Raw genomic sequence first — 24,730 nt, 5'->3', positions numbered from 1 at the left:
TGATGCTTCAGCTTTTTTTATTTTAATGAATATGTAACTAAAGCAAAATCCAATTAATTGTCTGGACATTCATATAACAAGACTTTACCCTGGATAAGATCACCTTTATTGAAAAAAAACATGAAGCAGGTGCATATAACAATGGAAGAAACGAATTATGATGAAATACTGAACATCAAAACGGAAGGTGAACAAAAAAATTTCAATGATTCTTTGCATTATCACCGATACGAGCCTACGCCATATCCCGCATTAGAACATTTATTCAAAAAATATCCACTGAAACGAAATGATCGCATTGTGGATTTTGGATGCGGTAAAGGACGGTTGAATTTTTTTATCCATCACTTATATCAATCATCTGTGGTTGGCGTGGAGATGAATGAAAATTTCTATAAAGAAGCGATCGAGAATTTGAATGGCTACATGAAGAAAAGCAAAAAAAACTATGGCAATATAGAATTCCAATGTTGTTTGGCTGAAGAATATGATATTGATACGAAAGACAATCGTTTTTATTTCTTTAATCCATTCTCTGTACAGATTTTCATGAAAATCATCAATAACATATTGCTTTCCTTTGAAAAAGAACCGCGCCAAATCGAGCTGATTTTATTTTATCCTTCACAGGATTATATTTTTTTCCTGGAAAATCAAACCGCCTTCGAGATGAAAGACGAAGTGATGTTACCTGGCTTGACTGAATCTAATCCTTTTGAGAAATTCGTCATATACCAATTGTTAAATTGAATGGATATTAGTTTCTTAATGATAATCAAGTAAATATAAAAAACACCCAAGCAATGTTTCATGGATGCTTGGGTGAAATAAATGAAAAAGCATAAGGGATGTTTAATGTACAGCATATTGTAAAATCTTTTGAGGCTGTGGCTCATATTGTTTTTCTATATAAATTTGATGCCAAATCATAAAGGTTAAAATGGTCCAGAGCTTCCGGCTGTTGTCCGTTTTATTATTTACATGGTTTTCAAGTAATTTCATAATTTGCGGTTTGTTAAAAAGGTGGTCAGTTGGGCTCTCCTGGATTAACCTTACTGCCCAATCGTATAATTCATCCTTTAACCAATGGCGTATAGGAACTGGAAAGCCTAGCTTCTTTCTGCTCCATACATGTTCCGGCACTATCCCGCGGGCAGCTTTTCGGAGCATGTATTTGGTCGTTCCATTTCTTACCTTTTGATCCATGCTAAGTTTTGAAGCCGTATCGAAAACGCATTTATCCAAAAATGGAACTCTTACCTCTAAAGAATTCGCCATGGACATTTTATCTGCCTTCAATAAAATATCACCTTTTAGCCAAGTTTGAATATCAATGTTTTGCATTTGGGTAATAGGATCATATTCTAAAGCACTTTGATAGATGGGATTTGTCACTTTTTCATTTTCTAATCCGTTGCGATAATTCACTAATAAAAGTTTTTTCTCTTTCTCGCCGAATATGTTTGCGTTTCCAATATATCGTTCGTCCAAAGGTGTAACTCCGCGCTCTATAAAACTCTTTCCTTTAACCCCTTCTGGCAAAACAGAGGAAAGTGCCTTCAACACGTTGTTCAACGGAGCTGGTATATAGGAAAACATGCGCAGGGAATGGGGCTCCCGGTATATATTATATCCGCCGAATAACTCGTCTGCACCCTCCCCGGACAAGGCGACCTTGACATGCTTTTTAGCTTCCCGTGCGACAAAATATAGCGGAACGGCAGCTGGGTCAGCTAAAGGGTCATCCATATGCCAGATAATCTTTGGAAGTTCTGCCAAGAATTCTTCAGGACTTATGATATAACTTATATTTTCTACATTTAGAGCGGCTGCCGTTTCCTGTGCAACGTTTATTTCACTATATCCATCTCTTTCGAATCCTACAGAGAAAGTTTTGATCTTAGGGTTAATCTCTTTTGCGATGGAGCAGATAAATGATGAATCAATCCCTCCTGATAGAAAAGATCCAACCGGTACATCACTTCTCATATGTACGTTTACGGAGTCCATTAAAGTTTCTTGTATTTCTTTTATGACCTTTGAATCTTCTATATTGGAAGGGCGAAAAATAGGTTTCCAGAACTTTTTTATCTCCATTTTCTTTCCGGGCTCTTTAGTGAAATAATGTCCAGGAGATAACTTGTTAATGTTTTTGGAAAGGGTGGATGGTTCGGGAACATATTGAAAACTGAGAAAATGCTGTAATGAATTCACGTCCAACTCTTCATTCATTGCTGTCAAGATACTCTTTTTTTCTGATGCGAAATATGTGACATCATCTTGTTCACAGTAGAAAAAAGGCTTGATTCCAAAATGGTCCCTTGCACCAAAAAGTTTTTGCTCGAGTTTATCCCAAATGATAAAAGCGAACATGCCGCGCAGTTTCTGGAGGGTTTGCTCTTTTTGGCTACTATAGAGAGCCAATATTACCTCCGTATCAGAATCCGTAGTAAACTCAAATCCTTCATCAGTGAGTTCTTTCCTTAGTTCAATATAATTATAGATTTCGCCATTAAAAATGATCCAATATCTTTCATTTTCATATGAAAGAGGTTGGTTACCATTATCTATATCGATTATGCTTAATCTCCTAAATCCAAAATTCACAAATTCATCAAAAAAATATCCTTCATCATCCGGGCCCCTATGGGTGATGATCGTGTTCATTTTCTTGATCGTGTCTTTCATATTTGAATTTATGGCTTTCGGATATTTTTGAATACATCCAACAAAACCGCACATAAAATCCACCCGCCTAATTATTTAATAGTAAGAGATTCCCCAGTAACTTTTATCAAGAAATATAGGTATAAAGTTTGGATATCAACATAAGTAGTAGAATATCTCTAGTCTACTAGGTTAGATTATAATGCCATATTTGTCAATTTTACTCATTTGATGAATTAATTTGTAAGTGTGTTTTTATTGTGGTCACAATGAATCCAATCAGTAAAAAAAAGAGGCAATCGATATGATTGCCTCTAAACGCATATTAAAAAACACTTAACTTTAACCTGAGCATAAGGGACAATCCAACTGCAATAGATCGAAAATGCCGAAAAAAATGGGCTGCCTTATCCGACTCCTTGTATTTATTAATCAATAGTTCCGTTCGATGACAAAGTGTGCACGATCGCCTCTAAAGAGAGTTTTAGAGAATTCAATGACCGATCCATCATTCTCATATGTGTAAGTTTCTAATGAAAAACAAGGTGAACCGTTGGGTACATCCAATTTGTCAGAAATGGAATCGTCGGCTAGTGAAAACTCCAAGTGTTCGACCGTTTTTTTTACTTTTAAATTGAATTGTGTTTCAAGTACTTTAAAGAGTGAGTGTTCACAGGCTTCGATATTTAGCCCGGGAGTTTTATACCATGGGAGATAGGCAATTTCATATTGAAGGGGGACGTCGTTTACGTAACGTATCCGTTCCAGTTTGTTTACTGGGTCTCCAATATTTTGTTTAAAAAGCTTGGCAAGGGTAGCGTTTGCTTCAATCACCTTTAAGCTAATGACCTTTGTGGAAGGATTTTTTCCTTGCATCGTGACTTGCTCAGAGAACTTTTCAACCGTGCTTGAAAGGAATTGCTTCACTTTATTTTCCGAAACGAAAGTCCCTTTGCCTTGAACACGGTAGATATAGCCTTCGACGGTCAATTGCTGTAAGGCCGTGCGAACTGTTGTCCTGCTTACTCCGTATATTTTACAAAACTCAGCCTCAGTCGGTAATTTTGTATTTGTTTGATATTCGCCATTTTTTATGAGATCGATGATCGATTCCTTAACTATGGAATGCAATGCCGCTTCTTTATTCATGGTTTCCACAGATGATTCCTCCTATACTCATTCCAATATATACATATAGATTATCTCGGATAAGTTCAATAATCAACTTTAAATCACAAATTTGTAGTAACAAATTAAAATTTGTGTTGATATTTTTTTGATTTGTAACTACAATGTATGTATGGAGGTAATAATACCCATATTATAAATGTTTCAAGGGAAGTGATAAAGCAAAGGAACATCGTTCATTACAAAATTACGGTTTAATTTTTCTTGAAAATACTGAATAATCAATTATTAAAAAGGGGGGTACTTTAGATGAATATCTTATTATGTTGTTCGGCAGGGATGTCTACTAGTTTATTAGTTACCAAGATGGAGGAAAGCGCTAAAAAACAAGGGGTAGAGTGCAATATATGGGCTGTTGGTTCTACAGAGGTGAACAATGAAATGGATAAGGCTGATGTAATTTTATTAGGTCCGCAGGTTCGATATCTTCTTTCCAAGTTACAGGAAGCGGGAAAAGAAAAGGGAATTCCGGTCGCAACCATCCATCCAATGTTCTATGGACTATGTAATGGTGAAGAAGTACTTAAACAAGCCACTACTTTAATAAAAGGAGAATAAGGATATGATGACTTTTATTGATAAGTATATTATGCCCGGCGCTGTAAAAGTAGGAAATAACCGGCATCTGCTCGCGATTCGTGACGCATTGATTGGAATGATAGCGATTACAATGATCGGGTCATTCGCCGTCCTGTTCAATAATCTTGGGCAAGTCATCAAGCCTTACGGAAGAATGATGGAGGCCATTTTCGGTCCTGCATGGAATACGCTAGGCGGTGATATTTGGTTTGGAACTTTTGCATTCATGACGGTATTCGCTGTATTCGGCATTTCTTATAAACTAGCAAGGTCATACGGTGACGATGGTTTTGAAGCGATGCTGGTTTCCGCGGCCTGTTTCTTCCTATTATTGCCTCAAATCGGAAATGTCACTTTAACCATCGATGATAAGGATGTTACAGGAGGGGCATGGGGTTTCGTAAGCGTGAACTATTTTAATGCCACGGCCCTATTTACAGGAATAGTCGTAGCCTTAATAGCAACCGAAATATTTGTGAGACTTTCCCGAGTTAAATATTTAGTCATTAAATTGCCTGATGGAGTACCTCCAGCGGTAGCCCGTTCATTTGCAAAGTTAGTTCCGGGTATGGCAACAATCTTTGTCGCTGGTGTGTTCGGACTGCTATTCCGTAAAGCTACGGATGGTCAGGTACTGAATGACTGGCTTAGTAAAGTGATTGTATCCCCCTTACAAAGTGCTGTAGATTCATTGCCATTCGCTATTTTACTAGTCTTTCTTGTTCATTTATTATGGATGATCGGTTTGCACGGTCCAAATATCCTTGGAGGGATAACGACACCGCTTTTTGAAAGTTCTGGAGTGAAAAATATTGATTTATATGCACAAGGTGTCAAAGACATGGACCAATACGGGGTATTGGCAGGTTCTTTCCTGGATGCATTTGTTTATTTAGGCGGATCTGGTGCAACATTGGGCCTCATCATCGCAATGATCATTGCCGGTCGGAAACGTTATAAACAGATGATTGCACTCGGTGGGGCTCCAGGGGTGTTCCAGATTAATGAACCTATTTTATTCGGTTTGCCTATCGTGCTGAATCCAATGTGGTTCATCCCATTTGTTCTCGGTCCGGTAATTACAACGGTGATATCTTATATAGCGGTAAGCAGCGGAATGGTTTTCCCGATCGTCGCTAAGATCCCGTGGGTTACCCCACCGATTGTGGGTGGATTCCTGGCCACAGGCGGACATGTATCTGGAGCGGTCTTGGCTGCTATCAATCTAGTCATTTCAACAGCTATTTATTTACCATTCGTTTATGCTCAAGTGAAGATAGACACCAAAAATGAAACAAAGCTTACAAAAGATTCAGAAACGCTAAGCGTTTAAGAAAGTAGTGATGAAAAATGGAAAAAGAAGAATTATACCAGCTATCCTTTCAATTGATTTTATATAGTGGGAATGCGAGAAGCTTTGCAATGGAAGCGTTGCAGGAAGCAAAGAAAAAGAATTTTGATTCTGCCCGTTTGAAAATCGCCGAGGCCGAAACGGAATTACTGCAGGCCCATAAATACCAAACTCAATTAATCCATGCCGAGGCGGGCGGGGACCATTTTGATCTTCCCATCATCCTAGTGCATGCACAGGATCATTTAATGACGGCGATGACAGTAAAGGATCTTGCAATGGAAATGATCGATCTACGCGAAGAATTCTTACATGCAAATGTTGTGAAGGAGAGGACTGCCGAATGAGCAAGGGGCTGAAGATTGTCACGATTGGCGGAGGATCGAGCTATACGCCAGAACTGATCGAAGGTTTCATTAAATATCATGAAGAACTTCCCGTGAGTGAAATTTGGCTCGTGGACATCGAAGCGGGGAAGGAAAAGCTTGAAATTGTCGGGGATTTGGCAAGAAGGATGATTGAAAAGGCCGGTGTGAATATTGATGTCCATCTCACTCTAGACAGAAAGAAAGCGCTTAGAGGGGCGGATTATGTAACAACCCAACTGCGGGTTGGTCAGCTCGCAGCAAGGGCTCTTGATGAAAAGATTCCATTGAAACATGGAGTGATTGGACAGGAGACGAATGGACCAGGCGGGCTTTTCAAGGCTTTTAGAACGATTCCCGTCATTCTGGATATTGCTCGTGAAATGGAGGAGTTATGTCCGGATGCATGGCTGATTAACTTCACGAACCCTGCAGGAATGGTAACGGAAGCAGTTCTGCGTCACAGTAATATTTCCAAGATCATCGGCCTTTGCAATGTTCCGATTGGCATGGAACGAGGTGTTGCGGATTTGATGGATGTCGAGCCATCAAGAGTCCGGATCGACTTTGCTGGTTTGAACCATATGGTTTACGGCTTGGATGTATTCGTTGATGGGGAGAGTGTCAAAGATCAAATCATCAATCTGATTACAGATCCAGCTAAAGCCGTCACGATGAAGAATATCCATGCAATGGGCTGGGAGCCGGAATTCCTTAGAGCGTTGGACCTGTTTCCGTGTCCATACCACAACTACTATTATAAAACGGGTGATGTACTGGCCCAAGAATTGAAGGATGCTGAAAAAGGGGAAACACGTGCTGAGGTCGTTCAAAGACTTGAAGCAGGATTATTCGAGCTTTACAAAGACGAGGATCTGGCTATCAAGCCGCCGCAGCTTGAAGAGCGCGGAGGTGCGTACTACAGTGATGCGGCTGTACGGTTGATTTGCTCGATGCATACGGATAAGCGTGATATTCAAGCGGTAAATACCGTCAACCATGGTGCGATTGAAGGCATCCCGTATGGATCGGCTATTGAAACCAGTTGCGTGATAACTAAGGATGGTCCCAAGCCAATCAATGTAGGAGAGCTTCCAGTCGCCGTTCGCGGTTTAATTCAGCAAATCAAATCCTTTGAAAGGGTAGCCATCGAAGCTGCGGTATCAGGTGACTATGATACTGCATTGCTAGCCATGACGATTAATCCACTCGTTCCAAGTGATCGGGTAGCGAAACTTATCTTAGACGAAATGCTTGAGGCACATAAAGATTATCTGCCTCAGTTTTTTGAAAAAAAGGAGTTGCAGGATAATTTATCATGATTGAGGTCCTTGTAAATGCAGATGATTTCGGGTTAACTAAAGCGGTGAATTATGGGATTTTGGATAGCCACAAATATGGAATTGTCAATTCGGCAACGATTATGATGAATGCGAAAGCAACGGAGCATGCGATTGAAATCGCAAAGAAGACACCGTCGTTGAAAGTAGGTATACACTTAGTGCTGACATGGGGAAAACCTTTGTTGAGCGACGTGCCTAGCTTAGTTGACGAATCTGGTTTCTTTAAGAAGCAAGGTTTGGTATATGGTGACCCTGCCGGTATTTCCTTGAGCGATTTGGAGAGGGAGTGGTCAGCACAGATCGAAAGATTCTTGGAATTCAGTCTGTTACCAACTCATTTCGACAGCCATCATCATGTACACGGGATAACAGAGTTTCTGCCAGTTATTCAAAAGCTATCCGATAAATACGGATTGCCAGTGCGTAATGCTGGAAAGCACCTTGCTGGGGTTCAAACCGTTACAGATGTGTTCCTGGATGACTTTTATGGAGAAATGGTGGTTGAAGACTACTTTCAAAACCTGAAGGGAAGGGTAATGGATGGGGAAAGCGTAGAGATAATGACTCATCCTGCTTATATGGATGAAGAATTGATGAAAGTTTCCTCTTATAATGATAAACGCATAAAAGAACTCCGGATTTTGACAAATGCAAAATTACCAGAGGGATTTTTCCTTAGATTCAGCATCAACCAAGTTAAGATTTGATTTTAAATTGTAGCCCTTTAATTACAAAGAGGACCATTCATCAAATGATGAATGGTCCTTTATAATTCATGATTGCTTTATCTAAAATTAATAAGCCAAACTGAATAGGGCTTTGATGTGTGATAGATAGCGAACATTACTTGCTTCTTTCATCAATGTAGCCGGCAGACCTTTAAGGGAAGTGTTATTGGCCCCAACGGTTGCCACCGCATCCTTACGGCCAAGGCTCGCAAGTGTACCTGAGTTTACTGGTGAAAATTCTTCAAGTTTCTTGCCTTCAAAGGCTGCATATAGGTTGTATCCAACAAGCTCACCCATTTGCCAAGCATTTTGTGCAGTAGGAGCGTATGGACGGCCGCCTTCTGGAGGGAATGCAACGGCACTGTCCCCGACGACGAAAACGTCATTATGGGATTTGGATTGCAAATACTCATTAACGGTTGCTTTGCCGCGATCCACTTCAAGGCCTGATTCGCCTACGATAGGAAGAGCTGCGACTCCGCCTGTCCAAACAAGCGTATTGGCAGTTATCGTTTGTCCATCTTTCAATTCGATTTGGTTTCCTTTAACACCCGTAACAGGCAGACCTGTCAAGAATTCAACGCCGCGTGCTTCCAAGCTTGTCATGGCACGTTCGATTAAGTGATCAGGCAGGACCGGAAGGATTTTTGGACCAGCTTCCACAAGCTTGATTTTCAAGTCCTTGAAGTCCACTCCGAACTTTTTGGCGATTTTAGGGAAATGATCCACGATTTCACCGATTAACTCGACACCCGTCAAGCCGCCGCCGCCGATCACGATCGTTGCATCCGCTTCATTATTCGTTTGTGCATATTCACGGATGCGATCTTCGATATGTTTGTAAATCTTGTTTGCATCATTTACGGATTTCAAGACCATGCTGTTTTCCTCAAGTCCCGGAATGCCGAAGAATCCTGTTTGGCTTCCCAAAGCAACAACCAGGGCATCATAAGATAAAGTGGAGCCATTGGAAAGCTTCACTTCTTTTTTATCGACTGAGAAAGACTCCACTTTTGAAATGGCAAGGTCGATATCTTTTCCTTTGAAAAGTTTTTCCAAAGGAATGGAAACAGCTTGTTCAGAAATGGATCCGCCTGCAAGACGGTGCAATTCGGTGATGATTTGGTGCGTTGGAAATTGGTTCACCACTGTAACCTGCACTTCATCCTTGTTGTAATATTCACGTACGGATAAGGCAGATAGTAAACCAGCATAACCTGCACCTAAGATGACGATTTGTTTTGACATAGTTAATCCCCCGTTCTTACTGAAAGTTTATCAAATTATTTTTGGTTTTTACGTTCTGAAGAGACTTCAAGAAAAGCTTGGGCGAAACGGAAAAGTTTTTGTGCTTGCGGATCTTTCATCATTCTTAACAGACCAAAAAGACCAATCACATCATTATTCACTTCAGCACGATCCTTAGCTTCGATGGCATTAGCCGCAAGCCCTTTCACTGAACCGACTACAGGTCCTGCGATCTCCGAAATGGCGCTGACCGTATCATTTTTCAAAACATCATCAGTCGCTACTGATTGAGCGAAATCATAAGACTTTGTTAAAATATTCACTAACTCAGTCAGCTTTGGTAACTGCTCAACTAAAGTGTTCAAGGATTCCTGAACCTCAGGCTTTAAAAGCTGATCTAGGATATCCAATTGTTCTTGGTTTGCAGAAATATTAAATGTTTCATGTTCAGGTTTTGAGACTACATCTACCATATCTAATTCCCCTTTTAAACTTAATTATTTTGTTTTATGTGTTTTCCGCCGATACTACTAATCATACGACTCTAATCCCTTAATTTCAAATATATTTTTTGTGATAGGAATATAATTTTATAGTTATTATTAAGAGCTAGTAGGTGGATTTTGCGATTTATCTTAATATTCCAAAAAAATATTAAGATTATTCTGGTTTTAATACCTTAAATATCGCCGTTTATTAGGGACATTTAACTTTTTTTATATAAGATAACGATTGTGATTCACTTTACTATAAGGGGTGGCTTGTACTATAGCTTGTCCAAGTAATTAATGACGGCTACATGCAGCTATTACACCGTGATCAATCCTAAAATAGGCATCTTTAGTTTCACATGTATGTTTGTTGTACTATAATGTCCATAATCTTTGAAGTTGCCATGCAAGTATGGAACCCAAGAATATTTTATCTGATTTAGGGTAAATAATATTATCGAATTGGAGATGATGCCCTTGGTAGAACGCAGGATATTAAAGATCCGTGGAGAAGTTATTGAAATATCCTCCAGGTATTGTGAGAAATATAGAAAATGGAATTGTACTGCTAAACTTCCTGATAGTTCCATAATAGCTTATTGCCGTGATAAGAATAAGCTTCGTGCTGAGACAGTTTCTATGAGCAGGTTATTAATTACTTATGATGACTATAAAATTGTATGAGATGTAATGGGATTAATAAATAGATAGGGAAAAGGCGCACAACCTCGAAGATGATGGTTGGGCGCCTTTTTTATTGAATAATATTTAATGTTAAGTTTCGTTTATCTGCGAGGGAATATATCTTCGAAAATGGAGATATATCATCGAAAACTCCTAATTAATCTACGAATTATACGATTTATCGATTTTTCGACAAAAACTCTTTTTTAAATAAAACTATTTTATTAATGAAAAGCAACGAAATTGTCAAAAAAAATATCAGAAAATACTAAAAAGGATAGTAAAATTATGTTAATATATTCAAAAAAGTGTTATTTTCTAACTAATAATGAATAATTTATTGTTAAGGACATTCAATAAGAAAAAGGAAAGTTTAGTTTACCAGAGTGCAATGCCATTTGACTGTGTAGGACCCGGCCCATTTTATAAGCAGGTGAAATGGCCTTAAAGAATAAGATTATCAATTGTTTTTGCGACAATAAACTGAATAGGAGTTGGTAGAATGGTTAGTATTAAGGGATATGGAAAAGCGACACAAGAAGCAGTGAATAATTTTCAGAAATTTGTGGGATTTGAAATCCCTGCGGATTATAAACAATTTCTTCTTACCCATAATGGCGGCACAACTGCAGTGCAAAACAGTAAGTTTTATGTAGATGCATTAGACACACTCGTTTGCTTAAATGTACTTTATGGGTTAGAGCTTCAGGATAAAGAACTGGATTTACAGAAATGGCATGAAGAAAACAGAGAAGACTTACATAAGAATTGCATTATCATAGGCAATGATACGTGTGCAGGTAAAATCTTGCTGATAGATAACGAAGAGGAAAAGGGAGTTTACTTCTGGGATCAGGGGTGGTATTCCGATCCATCAAGCCAGGATGAAAATATTTATAAAGTTGCAGAGAGTTTTAAGTCCTTCATTGAGGGATTGAAAATCCCGGAGGAAATCTAATTTTATTTGAATCCCCTTGATTGGCTCAGACCATTCAAGGTTTTTTATTGTAAATTCAATAACAAGATTGATGATATGCAAGAGTGATAGTAAGGATTGTTATGTTAAAGAGGTGAAGAAATGTATAAAATCTTATTGATTGAAGACGATGTCAAAATAGCTGGAATCTTGGTCAATTATATAAAAAGATATGGATATGAGGTTTTTGAAGTTAAGCAATTTGACAAAGTATTTGCGGAGTTCCAGGAGATAAGGCCAGATTTGGTTTTATTGGATATCAATCTGCCATATTATGATGGTTTCCATTGGTGCCGACTAATAAGGACGGTTTCAAAGGTTCCCATCATATTTATCTCTGCAAGGACAGATGAAATGAACCAAGTCATGGCCATTGAATATGGGGGAGATGATTATTTAACAAAACCGTTTCATTTGGAAGTGGTACTAGCGAAAATAAAGAGCGCCCTACGCAGGGTTTATGGTGAATATGCTGAAATATCTTCATTCCAACAACAAGTAAAGGAAATGGATGGGTTAACGCTTTATACGGAAAAAGCAATGATTGAATATCAACACAAACAGGTAACGTTAACTCAAAATGAGTTGAAATTATTGAGTTGTTTACTACGACAGTATGACACCATTGTCTCGCGTGAAGATTTACTTGAAGCACTTTGGAATGATGATTCATTTGTTGATGACAATACTTTGACTGTCAATGTCACTAGAGTGAGGAGAAAACTTGAGGATATTGGCGCCACGCATGCCATAACAACCAGCAGGGGAAAAGGATATCGACTAAAAATAGTGCAAGGTGAAGAAAAGTGAAGCTAAAATCCTACATTAAAGACCGTCTTTATTTTATATTTTATACTGTTCTATTGGGAAGCCTGCTTATTATTGCTTATGCATTAGCCGTTTTGGAAGCGGGAAATCAGATATCGATTTCCAATATCATCTATTTATTTATTCTCGCGTTGTTTTTGATGTTACTATTTTTAGCGATAGATTACATAAGGCATTACCGTTTTCTTAATCAGTTAGTAAGGATGAAGCAAGAACCGAGCTTGACGTTTGAATATGTCGAAGCCTTTGGGGATCCCCTGTCAAATGAACAAAAATTGTGGATTGAGCTTTTTCAACAAATGAACCAGGCTACGATAGAACAATTACAAGAACAGGTCAATCAGAAGGAGCAATATGAACTGTTGATTCACCAATGGGTACATCAAATGAAGACACCTGTTTCCGTCATTTCTTTACTGGTTCAAGAAGGGAAAAGGACATTTTCGAATGAGACGATGAAGGATTATCTTAAAGAGATTGAAGAAGAAAATGATCGTTTTCGCAGAGGGCTGGAAATTATCTTGCATGGAGCAAGGCTGCAGCGTTTTTCAGAGGATGTAAAATCGGAGCGGGTTGACTTGATTAATCTAGTCAAGCAAGTGATTAACGAGGAAAAGAAACAGTTCATCAAACGGTTCATTTATCCTAGACTTGACACGGAGCATGAGAATTTATATGTGCAGTCGGATCGTAAGTGGCTTCACTTTGCCATTAGTCAGGTGGTCTTTAATGCACTGAAATATTCAAGGCAGGGAGAGCATGACAGCATAACATTCAACATTTTTGAAAAAAAGTCAGAGGTTTTACTTAGGATAACGGATCAGGGCATTGGAATTGTCCCACATGATGTAAAACGAGTGTTTGATCCATTTTTTACAGGAGAGAACGGGCGGGCCCAACAAGAGTCAACTGGAATGGGACTATATCTAGTGAAGGAAATCGTTAACAGACTTGGGCATGGGATTACCATACAATCGACTGTATCCGAAGGGACTACAGTGGAATTTCTCTTTAATACAAATACCTTACATGAAAGGTGACAAAATTGTAAGGCAGTTAAGCGGTTATGTAATAAACTTCGATGGGAGCCTCCCACTATATTCATTATACTTGTGGTAAGAAAGGGAGGTAGCAGGATGTCGATTTTAAAAGCGGAGCAATTATCCAAAACTTATTTTCAAAAGCAGGGGAATTTATTTCATAAAGCGTTAGATAATTTCACCATGAATGTACAGAAAGGGGAATTTGTCGGAGTGATGGGTCCATCGGGCAGCGGGAAAACCACTCTGCTTAATTTAATGGCCACGATTGATAAGCCCACCACCGGGAAAGTCATTCTAAATGATCAAAATCCTAATGAATTAAAAAATCAGGACCTGGCTTTGTTTCGAAGGAGGGAGATTGGATTTGTTTTTCAAGACTTTAATCTTCTTGATACACTTACCGTTCGCGAAAATATCCTCCTTCCTTTAGCGTTAGATCATTATAAACTCGATGAAATGGAAAATAGGGTAAATCAGTTGGCACACCTTCTGGGGATTGAAGGGATTTTAGAAAAACGGACTTTTGAAATATCCGGAGGTCAGCAGCAACGAACGTCGTGTGCAAGAGCGATGATTCATGAACCATCCATTATTTTAGCAGATGAACCTACAGGTAATTTGGATTCCAAGTCTGCCAAGCAGGTAATGGATACCCTCACGACACTCCAGGAGAAAAAGGGAGCAACAATCCTCATGGTCACTCATGACCCGATTGCCTCCAGTTTCTGTGACCGGGTTTTATTCATAAAGGATGGCAAGTTCTTTTCGGAGGTTCATAATGGAGGGGAAAGACAGAGCTTCTATCATAGGATTTTAGATACGTTAAGTGTTTTGGGAGGAGTTTATCATGAACATTCGACTTCTCGCTAAGAGAAACATCCAAGGAAATGCCCAACGTTATCTTGCTTATTTTTTCAGTATCGTACTTTCCGTCTCAATCTTTTTTATTTATGCATCATTTATCTTTCATCCTGATGTGGTCCATACTAATATCCCCGGGGGAAAGCTTATTAGTAAGGGGCTCATTGCTGCTGAAATTGTGATCATCATATTTTCAGTTTTCTTTATAGCTTATTCGAATGCCGCATTTTTACAGCCGCGAAAAAAAGAGTTTGGTTTGCTCACACTACTTGGAATGTCCAAATCCCAACTTAGAAAACTGATTTACCTGGAGCAAACGATCGTTTCCCTCATATCAATCATGATTGGGGTAGGATTGGGGTTTTTGTTCTCAAAGTTATTCTTAATGACAGTTTCTTGGTTATTGGCTGTAGAACAACCATTATCGTTTGTCTTTGTCCCTAAGGCCTTCATTTATACGATTGTTGGTTTCATTTTATTATTTCAGTTATTATCGCTACTTTCATTGTTTCACATTGGAAATGCAGAAGTAGTCGATTTACTAAAAGATAAACAAAAACCAAAAAAGACGCCTATAGTTTCAAAGTGGTTAATTGCACTATCAGTTGTTAGCTTAAGCATTTCTTATTATTTGGCAGTCACGATGTCATTGAACAATTCTTATATTCGAGTATTGCCCATTTTAATATTCATACTGATCGGCACCTATTTTTTATTCAGTCAAAGTATTGTCGCTCTATGCAGAAGGCTTTATCAGAAGAAGAAAAGCTTGTACAATGGAACGAATTTAATTAACCAAACAAACCTGATATTTAATATTAAGGATTATTCCAGGTTATTCTTTTTAACCTCGATCATTACGGCCGTCATTTTGACAGCTGCAGGAACACTTTTCATGTTCAGTGCAGATTTAAAGAAGCAAGGGATGGATAACATTCCACAATCAATTGGCTGGGTTGAAAATGACGCTTCCATTTATTCCGTCATTGAACCATCCGAAGTAGAGAAAACTTTAAAGGAAGATGGATTCAAGATCCTTTACAAAGTAAATATGACAGGTGTGCCCATTACTCACATGCTTCCCCATATGAGAACGGGAGAACCCAGTGAAAATAGGTCATTATTAATCTCGGAAAGTGATTATAACAAAGCGGCAACTTTGCGAAAATTAGATTCCGCAAAGTTATCTGGAAAAGAAGCGTTATACGTTTTTCCTTATGGAGGGGGACTGGATTATCAATTCGTCCAAAATGGCGAGCAAAAGGAGCTTCACTATGGTAAACAAATCATACGGGTTACAATGGCGGGTCAGCGCAATCATTCCATAATCGCTCCCATCAAATCAGCAACCACCCTGATGGTGGTCGATGATCTGCTGTATAATGAAATAACTGCTGATATGCCTTTAAAAGAGATGGTAAGAGTACGCGGGTACGAAGTGAAAGATTGGGAAGAATCGATGGAAACCTCTGGGAAAATCGAAAAAATGTCTAACAATCCTGACCATCAATTGCAAACAAGAGCACCTATTTATCATAAAATGAAACAAGGAAGCATATTGATCTTATTTATCGGTTTGTTTGTCAGTTTATTATTCTTTATCGTCCAAGGAAGCATGATGTACCTGCGAGTTTTTACGAATTTAGAAGATAAGAAGATCCAAATTCATGCCCTTCATCGATTGGGTCTAACAAAAAAAGAAATACGGCAAATTTTAAGTGCGGAAATACGCATCCTCTTTTTCGCTCCTTTTGTGATAGGGATGATGCATGCCATAGTTGCCTACGTGGCATTAAGCAATTTATTGGGCTCCAATTTGTTTAGTTATTCGGCCATGGTCATCGCTACATATTTTCTTCTTCAACTGCTATATTATCAAGTAACTAAAAAAATGTATGAGCGGGCAGTCATCAATGCGATTAAATAAAGCTATCATAATGGAATCAGGGGATAATCCTCTGATTCCATTTTTCATTAAAAGGAAAACTTCTCTTTTGAATTGGCGTTTCCCATAATGATAAATCGGTTAATATGTACTATTGAAAGAGGGTAATCCATTTTTTTCTTGCACCTGAATATGAAAAATGTAAATTTTGGTGTGATTTTACGGATGGAACCTCTAGATTCTTGTAATATTTTCATATAAAGGGTAAAATTATTTATTTCATGAGGAAATATCGAATTCGACGACTTTTGATTTTCCATTTTCTTATATGAAATTATATTAATATAATAAACTATATAGGTAAAAAAATGTTTTATTAGAAATATTTAGTATTGGATTTAATGTAGATTAAAATTTAAAAAGTTATCAGGATCAAAAAAGTGGTGAAACTATCAAAAAAGAAGTGGGTAATCTGTTAATTACTTGATAAATTATAGTATTATATGCCTGTAGTTATGGAGAATATTAGATTTTTCTCTATTTCTTTGTCCCTTTATATAGTAAACTCAAAATAGGTTCGTTAACTTTTAGCTGCTAGAGATGAGGTAAGTTTAATCCTATGAAAAATAAAAAGTTAAGGGCATTTCTTTATTTGAGTATTCTTTTATTAATTGTTTTCATTCTTCTAAATATGTTTTCTACATATTTAAGCATTAAAAATTCTGTGCAAAAATCCGTTGCTAATCAAAACTTGGTAGCTGCTAGATCTATTGCCGACTCAATGGATGTAGAGGCCTATCAGCGATTTCTCAATAACCAAGTAAAGAGCCGGGAATATAGGGATATAAAAGCTTACTTAGAGGATGCCCGTGAAAAAATAGGAGCATTATATGTTTATACAATCATGGTTGATAACCCGAAAGTATCCAAAGCCATGATTACTGGATTTTCTAAAGATCATAAAGGCGATTTTCCTATCGGTGGCGTATGTACTGTTCCTTCGGAGCAGGTCAAACAGGCGTATGAAGGCCAAAGCTTTATTACCGGGATTCTGGAAGACCCCGAATATGGGGAGTATTTGACTGTGGGTGTGCCAATGAAAAATCAAGATGGCACCATTATTGGTTTTTTGGGCATTGATGTGAGCGCAGAAGATATTAATGCCATTAACGGAAAGGTATTGAAAAGCAGCATTGCCATCCTTGTATATAATGGGGGATTTGTTATCATGTTGCTGGTTACCTTTTTTGTCCTTCAAAAATGGTATCAAAAAGAACTGACACGTGAAGTCGGGGATACGGAAGATACGTACCATTCGGAATTTCAATCGCTCATTGCTTCAGTCCGCTCATTAAGGCATGATTTTTCCAATCATATTCAGGTGATACATGGACTGCTTAAATTAGAGGAGAACTCAAAAGCGCTCGATTATTTAACTGGCCTTTCAAAAGAAGTGCACTCGATTGAATCGATGAAATTGGATGTGATACATCCGGGCTTATCAGTCCTGTTAGAGACGAAAAGGCTCTCGGCCCAGAATTATAACATCGATATCGAGATTGATGTTTCACCAAAATCCTTTAATCGGGTCAAAACAATCGACTTGATTAAACTATTATCGAATGTCATCGATAATGCTATCGAGGCAACGATTGAATTGCCAGAGCATGAACGCCGAATGAATATTGCCTGCAAAGCTGATGATGAGAAGTATACGTTTATGGTCACTAATACGGGACCGATGATTTCCGAATTAGATCAGGAGAACATATTCGCCAGCGGATTTTCTACAAAAAAAGCACAAAAGGGAAAAATACGCGGGCAAGGATTGTTCATCGTTAAAGACTTGGTTAACAGATATGATGGAGAGATTCATGTAAAATCCACTGAAAAAGAAACGACCGTTACGATGATGATACCTGTAAATGGAAGAATGGACTAAAAGGGAAGCACAATATTGATAATAAAGTATGATTCCTCATAAAAAAGAAGGAATCATACTTTTTTTTGCAAATTTTTTTACCGTTCTCGGGATTATATTCTGTAATTATTGAAAAGCGCATGTTTATTTTTACTTAAGAGGTACCCATACAGCATTTATATTTTCAGCCGGTGTCCTATATCTTGCTAAATGCGTAAATGCAGCTGGGAACTTCAGCTGTATTTTCGGTATTATATACTCTGGAAATCTAAGGCAATAAAGCTGTACTATATGAAAAAAGAAGGCATTACAACCTTTTTAATGGATCAGTATTGAATGTGAATTAAGTGATTCCAGATGACGATTAATCCGATAAAAAGGTGAATAAAAGAACCTGAATTGGACATAATGGGTAGATGTTTAGCTGCTTCCATCGGGATTATGATAAGATAGGGAAAAAATCATATAAGGCAGTGAGAATGTGAAACAACAAAAAGGAAAACTTCTCGTTATCATTGGACCGACTGCTGTTGGCAAGACAAAGATGAGCATTGAGATGGCAAAGTTATTTAATGGTGAAATTATCAGCGGAGACTCCATGCAGGTTTATAAAGGGATGGATATCGGGACTGCAAAAATCAAGAGGGAAGAAACAGAAGGAATTCCTCATTATTTACTTGATATCAAGGACCCTGATGAACCATTTAGTGCGGCAGAGTTCCAGGAGCGTGCTAATGCTTGTATCGAGGATATCCAAAGTAGAGGTAAACTCCCTATTATCGTCGGTGGAACAGGATTATACATACAATCGGTCATTTATGATTATCAATTTTCGGAAGCACCATCCGACCCTGTTTATAGGGAAGGACTCGAAAAACAGGTAAGGGAGTTAGGGATCGATCCTGTTTTTGAACAATTACGTAAGGTTGACCCAAAAAGCGCGAATCGGATTCATCCTAATAATGTAAGAAGGGTGATCAGGGCACTCGAGATTTTTCATTGTACAGGTAAAACGATGAGTGAGCAGCTGAATGAACAGCCTACAGAATTGAAATATGATACGTGCATCATTGGATTGACAATGGAACGAGAAAAGCTATACAAACGCATCGATCAACGTGTTGATGGGATGGTGGAAGAAGGCCTGATTCAAGAGGTGGAGTCATTTCATGAAAAAGGTTTAAGGGATTGCCAATCAATTCAGGCTATAGGCTATAAAGAAATCTATGATTTTTTTGATGGAAGAGCTTCATTGGATGAAGCGATTGAAACTTTAAAGCAGAATTCCCGTCGATATGCCAAAAGGCAATTAACTTGGTTTCGAAATAAAATGGATGTCATTTGGTTTAATATGACCGATCTAGAGGATTTTTCAAAAAAAATACATGAAATATCTGGATTTATAGCAGGAAAGCTTTTCAGTGAAGGCGAATACATAAATTTAGAGAGAAAAGAGGAGGACTAATACATGAAACAGTCAGTAAATATTCAAGATCAGTTTCTTAATCAATTACGGAAAGATGGTACGTATGTGACGGTATTTTTATTAAACGGGTTCCAGATTAGGGGACAAGTTAAGGGGTTCGATAATTTTACCGTTTTATTTGAATCGGAGGGCAAACAGCAGTTAGTCTTTAAACATGCGATCTCTACATTTGCTCCACAACGTAATGTTCAGATTGATTACGAAGTGAAGGAATAATCATATATATGAATGTGAAAAACAGGTTTCGCTTATAGCGACCTGTTTTTTTTTGCTTGCATTTATCGGTTCTTTTTCAAAGAATCGATAATTTTACGCACCTGTTTTGAATATATATTAAGGGACGGATTATTTTCCGGGAAACCGCAGGAAATGACATTCTTCCATATAAATTGGTGATCGGGAATGAATCTTGTCGTAAAAAATACTCCAAGGAAAGAATCCTGTCAGAATAAGTCGCCGTTTGGAAGGGAATATGGCTAATTATACTGAAATCTTGGGTATTCACGAAAAGATATAATGAAATTCTCCGATGGGATAGTTTTGGCTATGCTACATATGCCTATTACCATCATAAATTGAATGAAAATTGTGGAGTCAGGGGCCAAGATGGAGAGGTGAATGCATTGGAACAACCGATCCGTATGAAAAATAACGGGCAAATCAATATTGTGTTTAATGCTGAAAACAGAAAAGCGCTACAAAAGGATCTGCCAATAAAAGAAATTTTGGTGCAAGAAATCCCCCAGCAGCATGTTGCGTTGAAAGAGATTGAAGATGAACTGAAATCGCTGGTCGGAATGGAAGAAATGAAACGGATGATTAAAGAAATATATGCCTGGATTTACATCAATAAACAACGTGAGGCAAAGGGGCTGAAGACTGGCCGACAAGCACTGCATATGATGTTTAAAGGAAATCCCGGAACAGGGAAAACGACGGTTGCACGTTTAATCGGTAAGTTGTTTCAAAAAATGAATGTATTATCGAAAGGTCATTTAATTGAAGCGGAGAGAGCAGATTTGGTCGGGGAATACATTGGTCATACCGCCCAAAAAACAAGGGATTTAATAAAAAAGTCCATTGGAGGGATCTTATTTATTGATGAAGCGTATTCCTTGGGAAGAGGCGGCGAAAAGGATTTTGGTAAAGAAGCCATAGATACCCTTGTCAAGCATATGGAGGATCGTCAGCATGAATTCATATTGATCCTTGCTGGATATTCTAGGGAAATGGATTATTTCCTCAGCCTTAACCCTGGCCTTCATTCCAGGTTCCCGCTTGTTGTTGATTTTCCGGATTATACGATCGATCAGTTAATGGAAATAGCCGATCGGATGCTGCAGGAAAGGGAATATCTAATGAGTCAGGATGCCGAAAGGAAATTAAAAGAACATTTAATCATATTACGATCATTCCGGGGGCCTATTTCATTTTCTAACGGACGTTATATTCGCAATGTACTTGAAAAGTCGATCAGGGCGCAGGCGATGCGGCTTTTACTGGAGGATTCGTTTGAAAAAACAGATTTACTGACGCTTACCAGCCAAGATTTGATTTTTGAGGATGATGAGAAAGAATGACATAGAAAAGCCCACCAAGATGGCGGGCTTTTCAATTTATGTTTTCGGCACCCATTTTTTATTAGGAAGATGCCAATTATTAGTGTAAGAAAGGATTCGCAATATCGTAATAACGGCAAAGAGCGAATAAAGCTGCCAAGACTGGGATATTACACCACTGCCTAAAGCCAAGCCTGCAATAATGGCCCATACTACGTAGATTTCTTTCCTGAAGACCAATGGCTTTCTTCCGGCAAGCACGTCACGGATTATCCCTCCGCCGCAACCGGTTAATGCAGCAGACACAATGACGGCACTTATCGGATGATTAAGTTCCACGGCATACATCGCACCTTGGATGGCAAAGGCTGAAAGGCCAATGGCATCACTGAGGTTTCCCCATCTGTCCCAGTGCCTTGAGAGGTTTGTGGGAAAAACAAAAACGATGGTGATGGATATTAAAGCGATGGCAAAATAGAAACTTTGATCCCATAACGCTGAAACGGGGACACCTATAAGCAGATTACGGATTGCCCCTCCGCCAAAGGCGGTTATGATTCCTAAAATATATACTCCTAAAATATCATACTCTTCTTCCATGGCTATGATGGTCCCGCTAATGGCGAATGCAATCGTACCTATGAAGCTTAATACTTCCCATGTCATATGAATGTCCCTCGATGTCTTTTCGATTTTGATGGTAAAGCCAAATATGATTTTAGCATGTTATCGGAATTTTTAAAACGGGTAAAAGCTTTGTTTTCAGGAAATTTTTATATATTCACTTTTTTTGTTATGATTAACAAAAATCTTCGAGAAGGTGGTGCATGTGATTTGGAACAAACAATAAAGGAAAAGGCCGTGTTGATTGGATGTCAAACAACAGAGGCTAACGAACGTTTTGAATATTCACTCGATGAGCTGGCTTCATTGGCGAAGACGGCCAATGGTGAGGTGTTAATGACCATTACCCAGAAAAGGGAAAGCGTCGATCCGGCTACATATATAGGAAAGGGAAAAGTGGAGGAGCTTCGGAATCTGGAAGAGGAGCTTGAGCCGGATTTATTTATCTTTAATGATGAACTTTCCCCGAGCCAGATTCGGAACCTCTCGAAACAATTGGAGGCAAGGATCATTGACCGGACACAGCTTATTTTGGATATATTTGCTCAGCGGGCGCGTTCCAGAGAAGGGAAGCTGCAGGTTGAACTTGCTCAGCTCCAATATTTATTACCGCGTTTGGTCGGACAGGGGACGGAAATGTCCAGGCTTGGAGGCGGAATCGGCACCAGGGGACCAGGAGAAACGAAGCTGGAAAGCGACCGTCGCCACATTCGTGGGAAAATAGATGAAATCAAGCAACAATTAAGCGGCATAGTGAAGCATCGTGAACGTTATCGTGGTAGAAGGAAACGTAATAAGACCTTTCAAATTGCCCTTGTGGGATACACGAATGCAGGTAAATCAACGCTGTTCAACCGTTTGACGGAGGCGGATTCATTCGAAGAGAACCAGTTATTCGCTACACTGGATCCCATGACGCGAAAAGCCATACTTCCTAGCGGATTTACCGTGCTGCTGACGGATACGGTTGGATTCATTCAAGATTTGCCGACATCATTAATCGCCGCATTCCGCTCGACCCTGGAAGAAGTGAAAGAAGCTGATCTATTGCTCCATGTGGTGGATTCATCAAGCACGGATTACTTTAATCATCAGAAAACGGTGCATGATTTGCTAAATGACTTAGAAGTCCCTTCCATTCCACAGCTAACGTTGTATAATAAGAAAGATAGGATTCACGCTGATTTCGTAAGGTCAGGCAGTCGTGCTTCATTAATGATCAGTGCCTATGAACAATCGGACCTGAATCAAATCATGGAAGAAATTGAAAAGTACGTGATTGAAGAAATGGTCCCGTATTATGTTTTCCTGCCGTCAAGTGAGGGTAAACTATTATCACAGCTGAAAAATGAAACCATATTGCGCACTCTCTCCTTTAATGAAGAATCGGAAAGATATGAATGCAAAGGTTTTTGTCTAGCTGATCATCCATTAACCGGACAGCTGGAGAAATATTCATTATAAAGGGGAATTTTGATGTATCAGCAGTTAACAAATGGAGAAGTGTTGAAAAACATTGCCCAGGAAGTGGAAGCAATGATTTCTCCGTTACATAAGCAAGTGGACGAACGTATTGAAGAAAATCAATTTCGTGTATTACAAAGTTATCAAACACATAGAGTGAGTGATTCCCATTTTATCCCGACTACAGGGTATGGGTACGATGATATGGGCCGCGATACGCTTGAATTGATATATGCAGATGTTTTTGGTGCAGAAGCTGGATTGGTGCGCCCGCAAATTATTTCAGGCACACACGCCATCTCCACTGCCCTGTTCGGGATATTGCGCCCAGGTGATGAATTGTTATACATAACAGGAAAGCCGTATGATACTTTGGAAGAGATTGTCGGTATCAGGGGATCGGGTATCGGATCTTTACGCGATTTTCAAATCAGCTATAAGGCCGTTCCGTTAGCGGAAACTGGATCAGTTGATTTCGAAGCCGTCAAACAAGCCATTCAGCCAAATACGAAGATGATCGGCATACAACGTTCAAAAGGGTATGCTACACGTCCTTCCTTTACGATTGATGAAATTAAGGAAATGATTTCCTTTGTTAAAAACATTAACCCGGAAATCGTCGTGTTCGTGGACAATTGTTATGGAGAGTTTGTTGAGACGCAAGAACCATGTCATGTCGGAGCGGATTTGATGGCTGGTTCACTCATTAAAAACCCAGGTGGCGGGATAGTGAAAACAGGTGGATACATTGTTGGTAAAAAGGACCTGGTTGAAGCTTGCTCTTATCGATTAACATCACCCGGAATAGGTGCGGAAGCGGGTGCGTCGCTTTATAGTCTACAGGAAATGTACCAAGGATTCTTCCTTGCACCACATGTCGTGGGCCAAGCTGTTAAAGGAGCCATGTTCACAGCAGCCTTTTTAGAAGAAATCGGTATGAATACCTATCCTAAATGGGATGCGAAGCGCACTGATTTGATTCAATCCGTCCAATTTGATGACCGGGATAAAATGGTTGCCTTCTGTCAGGCCATCCAATATGCATCACCGATCAATTCCCATGTGACACCATATCCGGCCTATATGCCAGGATATGAAGACGATGTAATCATGGCTGCGGGCACTTTTATACAGGGAGCCAGCATTGAACTGACGGCAGATGGTCCGACAAGGGCTCCATATGTAGCCTACGTTCAGGGTGGCTTGACTTACGCCCATGTTAAAATTGCTGTATTGACTGCCGTGAATGCGCTAATGGATAAAAAACTGATTCAATTATAAATGTTGCATAATAGGAATCCAAACAAATTGGGTTCCTGCAAAAAAACAATAGTCATAATATTTGAGTAGTTACAAATCATTTAATTTTTCCGAAAAAAACACGTCATAAAATGTAACATCATATTGACAAGTTTAATAACATGATATATGATTATTTT

The 24,730-nt window shown here is 38.9% G+C and carries 22 protein-coding genes; 17 read left to right on the top strand and 5 right to left on the bottom strand.

Annotation, left to right across the window (positions count from 1 at the left end):
* Positions 1-141 precede the first annotated feature (141 nt).
* Positions 142-750, top strand: coding sequence for a methyltransferase domain-containing protein (locus tag QUF94_RS18220; RefSeq protein ID WP_289317082.1), 609 nt, complete (start codon positions 142-144; stop codon positions 748-750).
* A 102-nt stretch (positions 751-852) separates the two neighbouring features.
* On the opposite strand, the gene asnB is transcribed toward QUF94_RS18220, so the two are convergent.
* Positions 853-2,742: an asparagine synthase (glutamine-hydrolyzing) gene (gene asnB, locus QUF94_RS18215; RefSeq protein WP_289317081.1), complete on the bottom strand. Its 1,890-nt coding sequence runs from the start codon at positions 2,740-2,742 to the stop codon at positions 853-855.
* A 357-nt stretch (positions 2,743-3,099) separates the two neighbouring features.
* Positions 3,100-3,816, bottom strand: coding sequence for a GntR family transcriptional regulator (locus tag QUF94_RS18210; RefSeq protein ID WP_289318429.1), 717 nt, complete (start codon positions 3,814-3,816; stop codon positions 3,100-3,102).
* Between the two features lie 288 nt (positions 3,817-4,104).
* Here QUF94_RS18210 and QUF94_RS18205 point away from each other — a divergent pair, with 288 nt between their 5' ends.
* From QUF94_RS18205 to chbG, 5 genes are read left to right on the top strand one after another with little or no spacing between them, the layout of a single operon-like run.
* On the top strand, positions 4,105-4,413 hold the full coding sequence (locus QUF94_RS18205; protein ID WP_289317080.1) for a PTS sugar transporter subunit IIB: 309 nt from the start codon (positions 4,105-4,107) through the stop codon (positions 4,411-4,413).
* Positions 4,414-4,417: 4 nt separating this feature from the next.
* Positions 4,418-5,767, top strand: a complete 1,350-nt coding sequence (locus tag QUF94_RS18200; RefSeq protein WP_289317079.1) for a PTS sugar transporter subunit IIC — start codon at positions 4,418-4,420, stop codon at positions 5,765-5,767.
* Positions 5,768-5,784: 17 nt separating this feature from the next.
* Positions 5,785-6,132: a PTS sugar transporter subunit IIA gene (locus QUF94_RS18195; protein WP_289317078.1), complete on the top strand. Its 348-nt coding sequence runs from the start codon at positions 5,785-5,787 to the stop codon at positions 6,130-6,132.
* Positions 6,129-7,472, top strand: a complete 1,344-nt coding sequence (locus QUF94_RS18190) for a 6-phospho-beta-glucosidase (RefSeq protein ID WP_289317077.1) — start codon at positions 6,129-6,131, stop codon at positions 7,470-7,472. Before QUF94_RS18195 ends, QUF94_RS18190 begins: the two co-directional genes overlap by 4 nt.
* Positions 7,469-8,200: a chitin disaccharide deacetylase gene (gene chbG / locus QUF94_RS18185; protein ID WP_289317076.1), complete on the top strand. Its 732-nt coding sequence runs from the start codon at positions 7,469-7,471 to the stop codon at positions 8,198-8,200. The genes QUF94_RS18190 and chbG overlap by 4 nt, the downstream gene beginning before the upstream one ends.
* 87 nt (positions 8,201-8,287) lie before the next feature.
* On the opposite strand, the gene QUF94_RS18180 is transcribed toward chbG, so the two are convergent.
* Positions 8,288-9,469 carry an NAD(P)/FAD-dependent oxidoreductase gene (locus QUF94_RS18180; protein WP_289317075.1) on the bottom strand — a complete coding sequence of 394 codons (1,182 nt, stop codon included), beginning with the start codon at positions 9,467-9,469 and terminating at the stop codon, positions 8,288-8,290.
* A 35-nt stretch (positions 9,470-9,504) separates the two neighbouring features.
* Complete coding sequence (locus tag QUF94_RS18175) at positions 9,505-9,942, bottom strand: helical membrane plugin domain-containing protein (protein ID WP_289317074.1); 438 nt, start codon at positions 9,940-9,942, stop codon at positions 9,505-9,507.
* A gap of 1,204 nt (positions 9,943-11,146) precedes the next feature.
* On the opposite strand from QUF94_RS18175, the gene QUF94_RS18170 reads away from it, so the two are divergent.
* From QUF94_RS18170 to spoVK, 9 genes are all read left to right on the top strand, one after another.
* Positions 11,147-11,602: an SMI1/KNR4 family protein gene (locus tag QUF94_RS18170; protein WP_289317073.1), complete on the top strand. Its 456-nt coding sequence runs from the start codon at positions 11,147-11,149 to the stop codon at positions 11,600-11,602.
* Between the two features lie 120 nt (positions 11,603-11,722).
* A complete protein-coding gene (locus QUF94_RS18165) occupies positions 11,723-12,430 on the top strand; it encodes a response regulator transcription factor (protein ID WP_289317072.1) in 708 nt (235 codons plus the stop codon).
* Entirely contained in the window at positions 12,427-13,488 is a 1,062-nt protein-coding gene (locus QUF94_RS18160) for a sensor histidine kinase (protein ID WP_289317071.1), read from the top strand. The genes QUF94_RS18165 and QUF94_RS18160 overlap by 4 nt, the downstream gene beginning before the upstream one ends.
* A 96-nt stretch (positions 13,489-13,584) precedes the next feature.
* Positions 13,585-14,361 carry an ABC transporter ATP-binding protein gene (locus tag QUF94_RS18155; RefSeq protein ID WP_289317070.1) on the top strand — a complete coding sequence of 259 codons (777 nt, stop codon included), beginning with the start codon at positions 13,585-13,587 and terminating at the stop codon, positions 14,359-14,361.
* On the top strand, positions 14,339-16,279 hold the full coding sequence (locus tag QUF94_RS18150; protein ID WP_289317069.1) for an FtsX-like permease family protein: 1,941 nt from the start codon (positions 14,339-14,341) through the stop codon (positions 16,277-16,279). Before QUF94_RS18155 ends, QUF94_RS18150 begins: the two co-directional genes overlap by 23 nt.
* Positions 16,280-16,889: 610 nt before the next feature.
* Positions 16,890-18,179 carry a sensor histidine kinase gene (locus QUF94_RS18145; protein WP_289317068.1) on the top strand — a complete coding sequence of 430 codons (1,290 nt, stop codon included), beginning with the start codon at positions 16,890-16,892 and terminating at the stop codon, positions 18,177-18,179.
* A gap of 523 nt (positions 18,180-18,702) precedes the next feature.
* On the top strand, positions 18,703-19,623 hold the full coding sequence (miaA, locus tag QUF94_RS18140; protein WP_483313692.1) for a tRNA (adenosine(37)-N6)-dimethylallyltransferase MiaA: 921 nt from the start codon (positions 18,703-18,705) through the stop codon (positions 19,621-19,623).
* 3 nt (positions 19,624-19,626) lie between these two features.
* A complete protein-coding gene (hfq, locus tag QUF94_RS18135; protein ID WP_289317066.1) occupies positions 19,627-19,860 on the top strand; it encodes an RNA chaperone Hfq in 234 nt (77 codons plus the stop codon).
* Between the two features lie 407 nt (positions 19,861-20,267).
* Positions 20,268-21,224 (top strand): stage V sporulation protein K, encoded by a 957-nt coding sequence (spoVK, locus tag QUF94_RS18130; RefSeq protein ID WP_289318428.1) that lies wholly within the window; start codon positions 20,268-20,270, stop codon positions 21,222-21,224.
* 36 nt (positions 21,225-21,260) lie between these two features.
* Here the strand turns inward: spoVK and QUF94_RS18125 are convergent, their stop codons facing one another.
* The gene (locus QUF94_RS18125; RefSeq protein WP_289317065.1) at positions 21,261-21,869 is read right to left on the bottom strand and encodes a trimeric intracellular cation channel family protein; all 609 of its coding nucleotides are present in this window, start codon (positions 21,867-21,869) and stop codon (positions 21,261-21,263) included.
* A 129-nt stretch (positions 21,870-21,998) separates the two neighbouring features.
* Between QUF94_RS18125 and hflX the strand changes: the two genes are divergently transcribed.
* The gene (gene hflX / locus QUF94_RS18120) at positions 21,999-23,291 is read left to right on the top strand and encodes a GTPase HflX (RefSeq protein WP_289317064.1); all 1,293 of its coding nucleotides are present in this window, start codon (positions 21,999-22,001) and stop codon (positions 23,289-23,291) included.
* A 12-nt stretch (positions 23,292-23,303) separates the two neighbouring features.
* Positions 23,304-24,572, top strand: coding sequence for a methionine gamma-lyase family protein (locus QUF94_RS18115; RefSeq protein WP_289317063.1), 1,269 nt, complete (start codon positions 23,304-23,306; stop codon positions 24,570-24,572).
* The last annotated feature ends 158 nt before the right edge of the window (positions 24,573-24,730 follow it).

It is taken from the genome of Peribacillus sp. NJ4 (assembly GCF_030348345.1).
In the GTDB taxonomy this organism is placed as follows: Bacteria; Bacillota; Bacilli; order Bacillales; family DSM-1321; genus Peribacillus.
The sequence above is the reverse complement of the archived record's forward strand: the minus strand, read 5'-3'. Positions and strand labels throughout refer to the sequence as shown.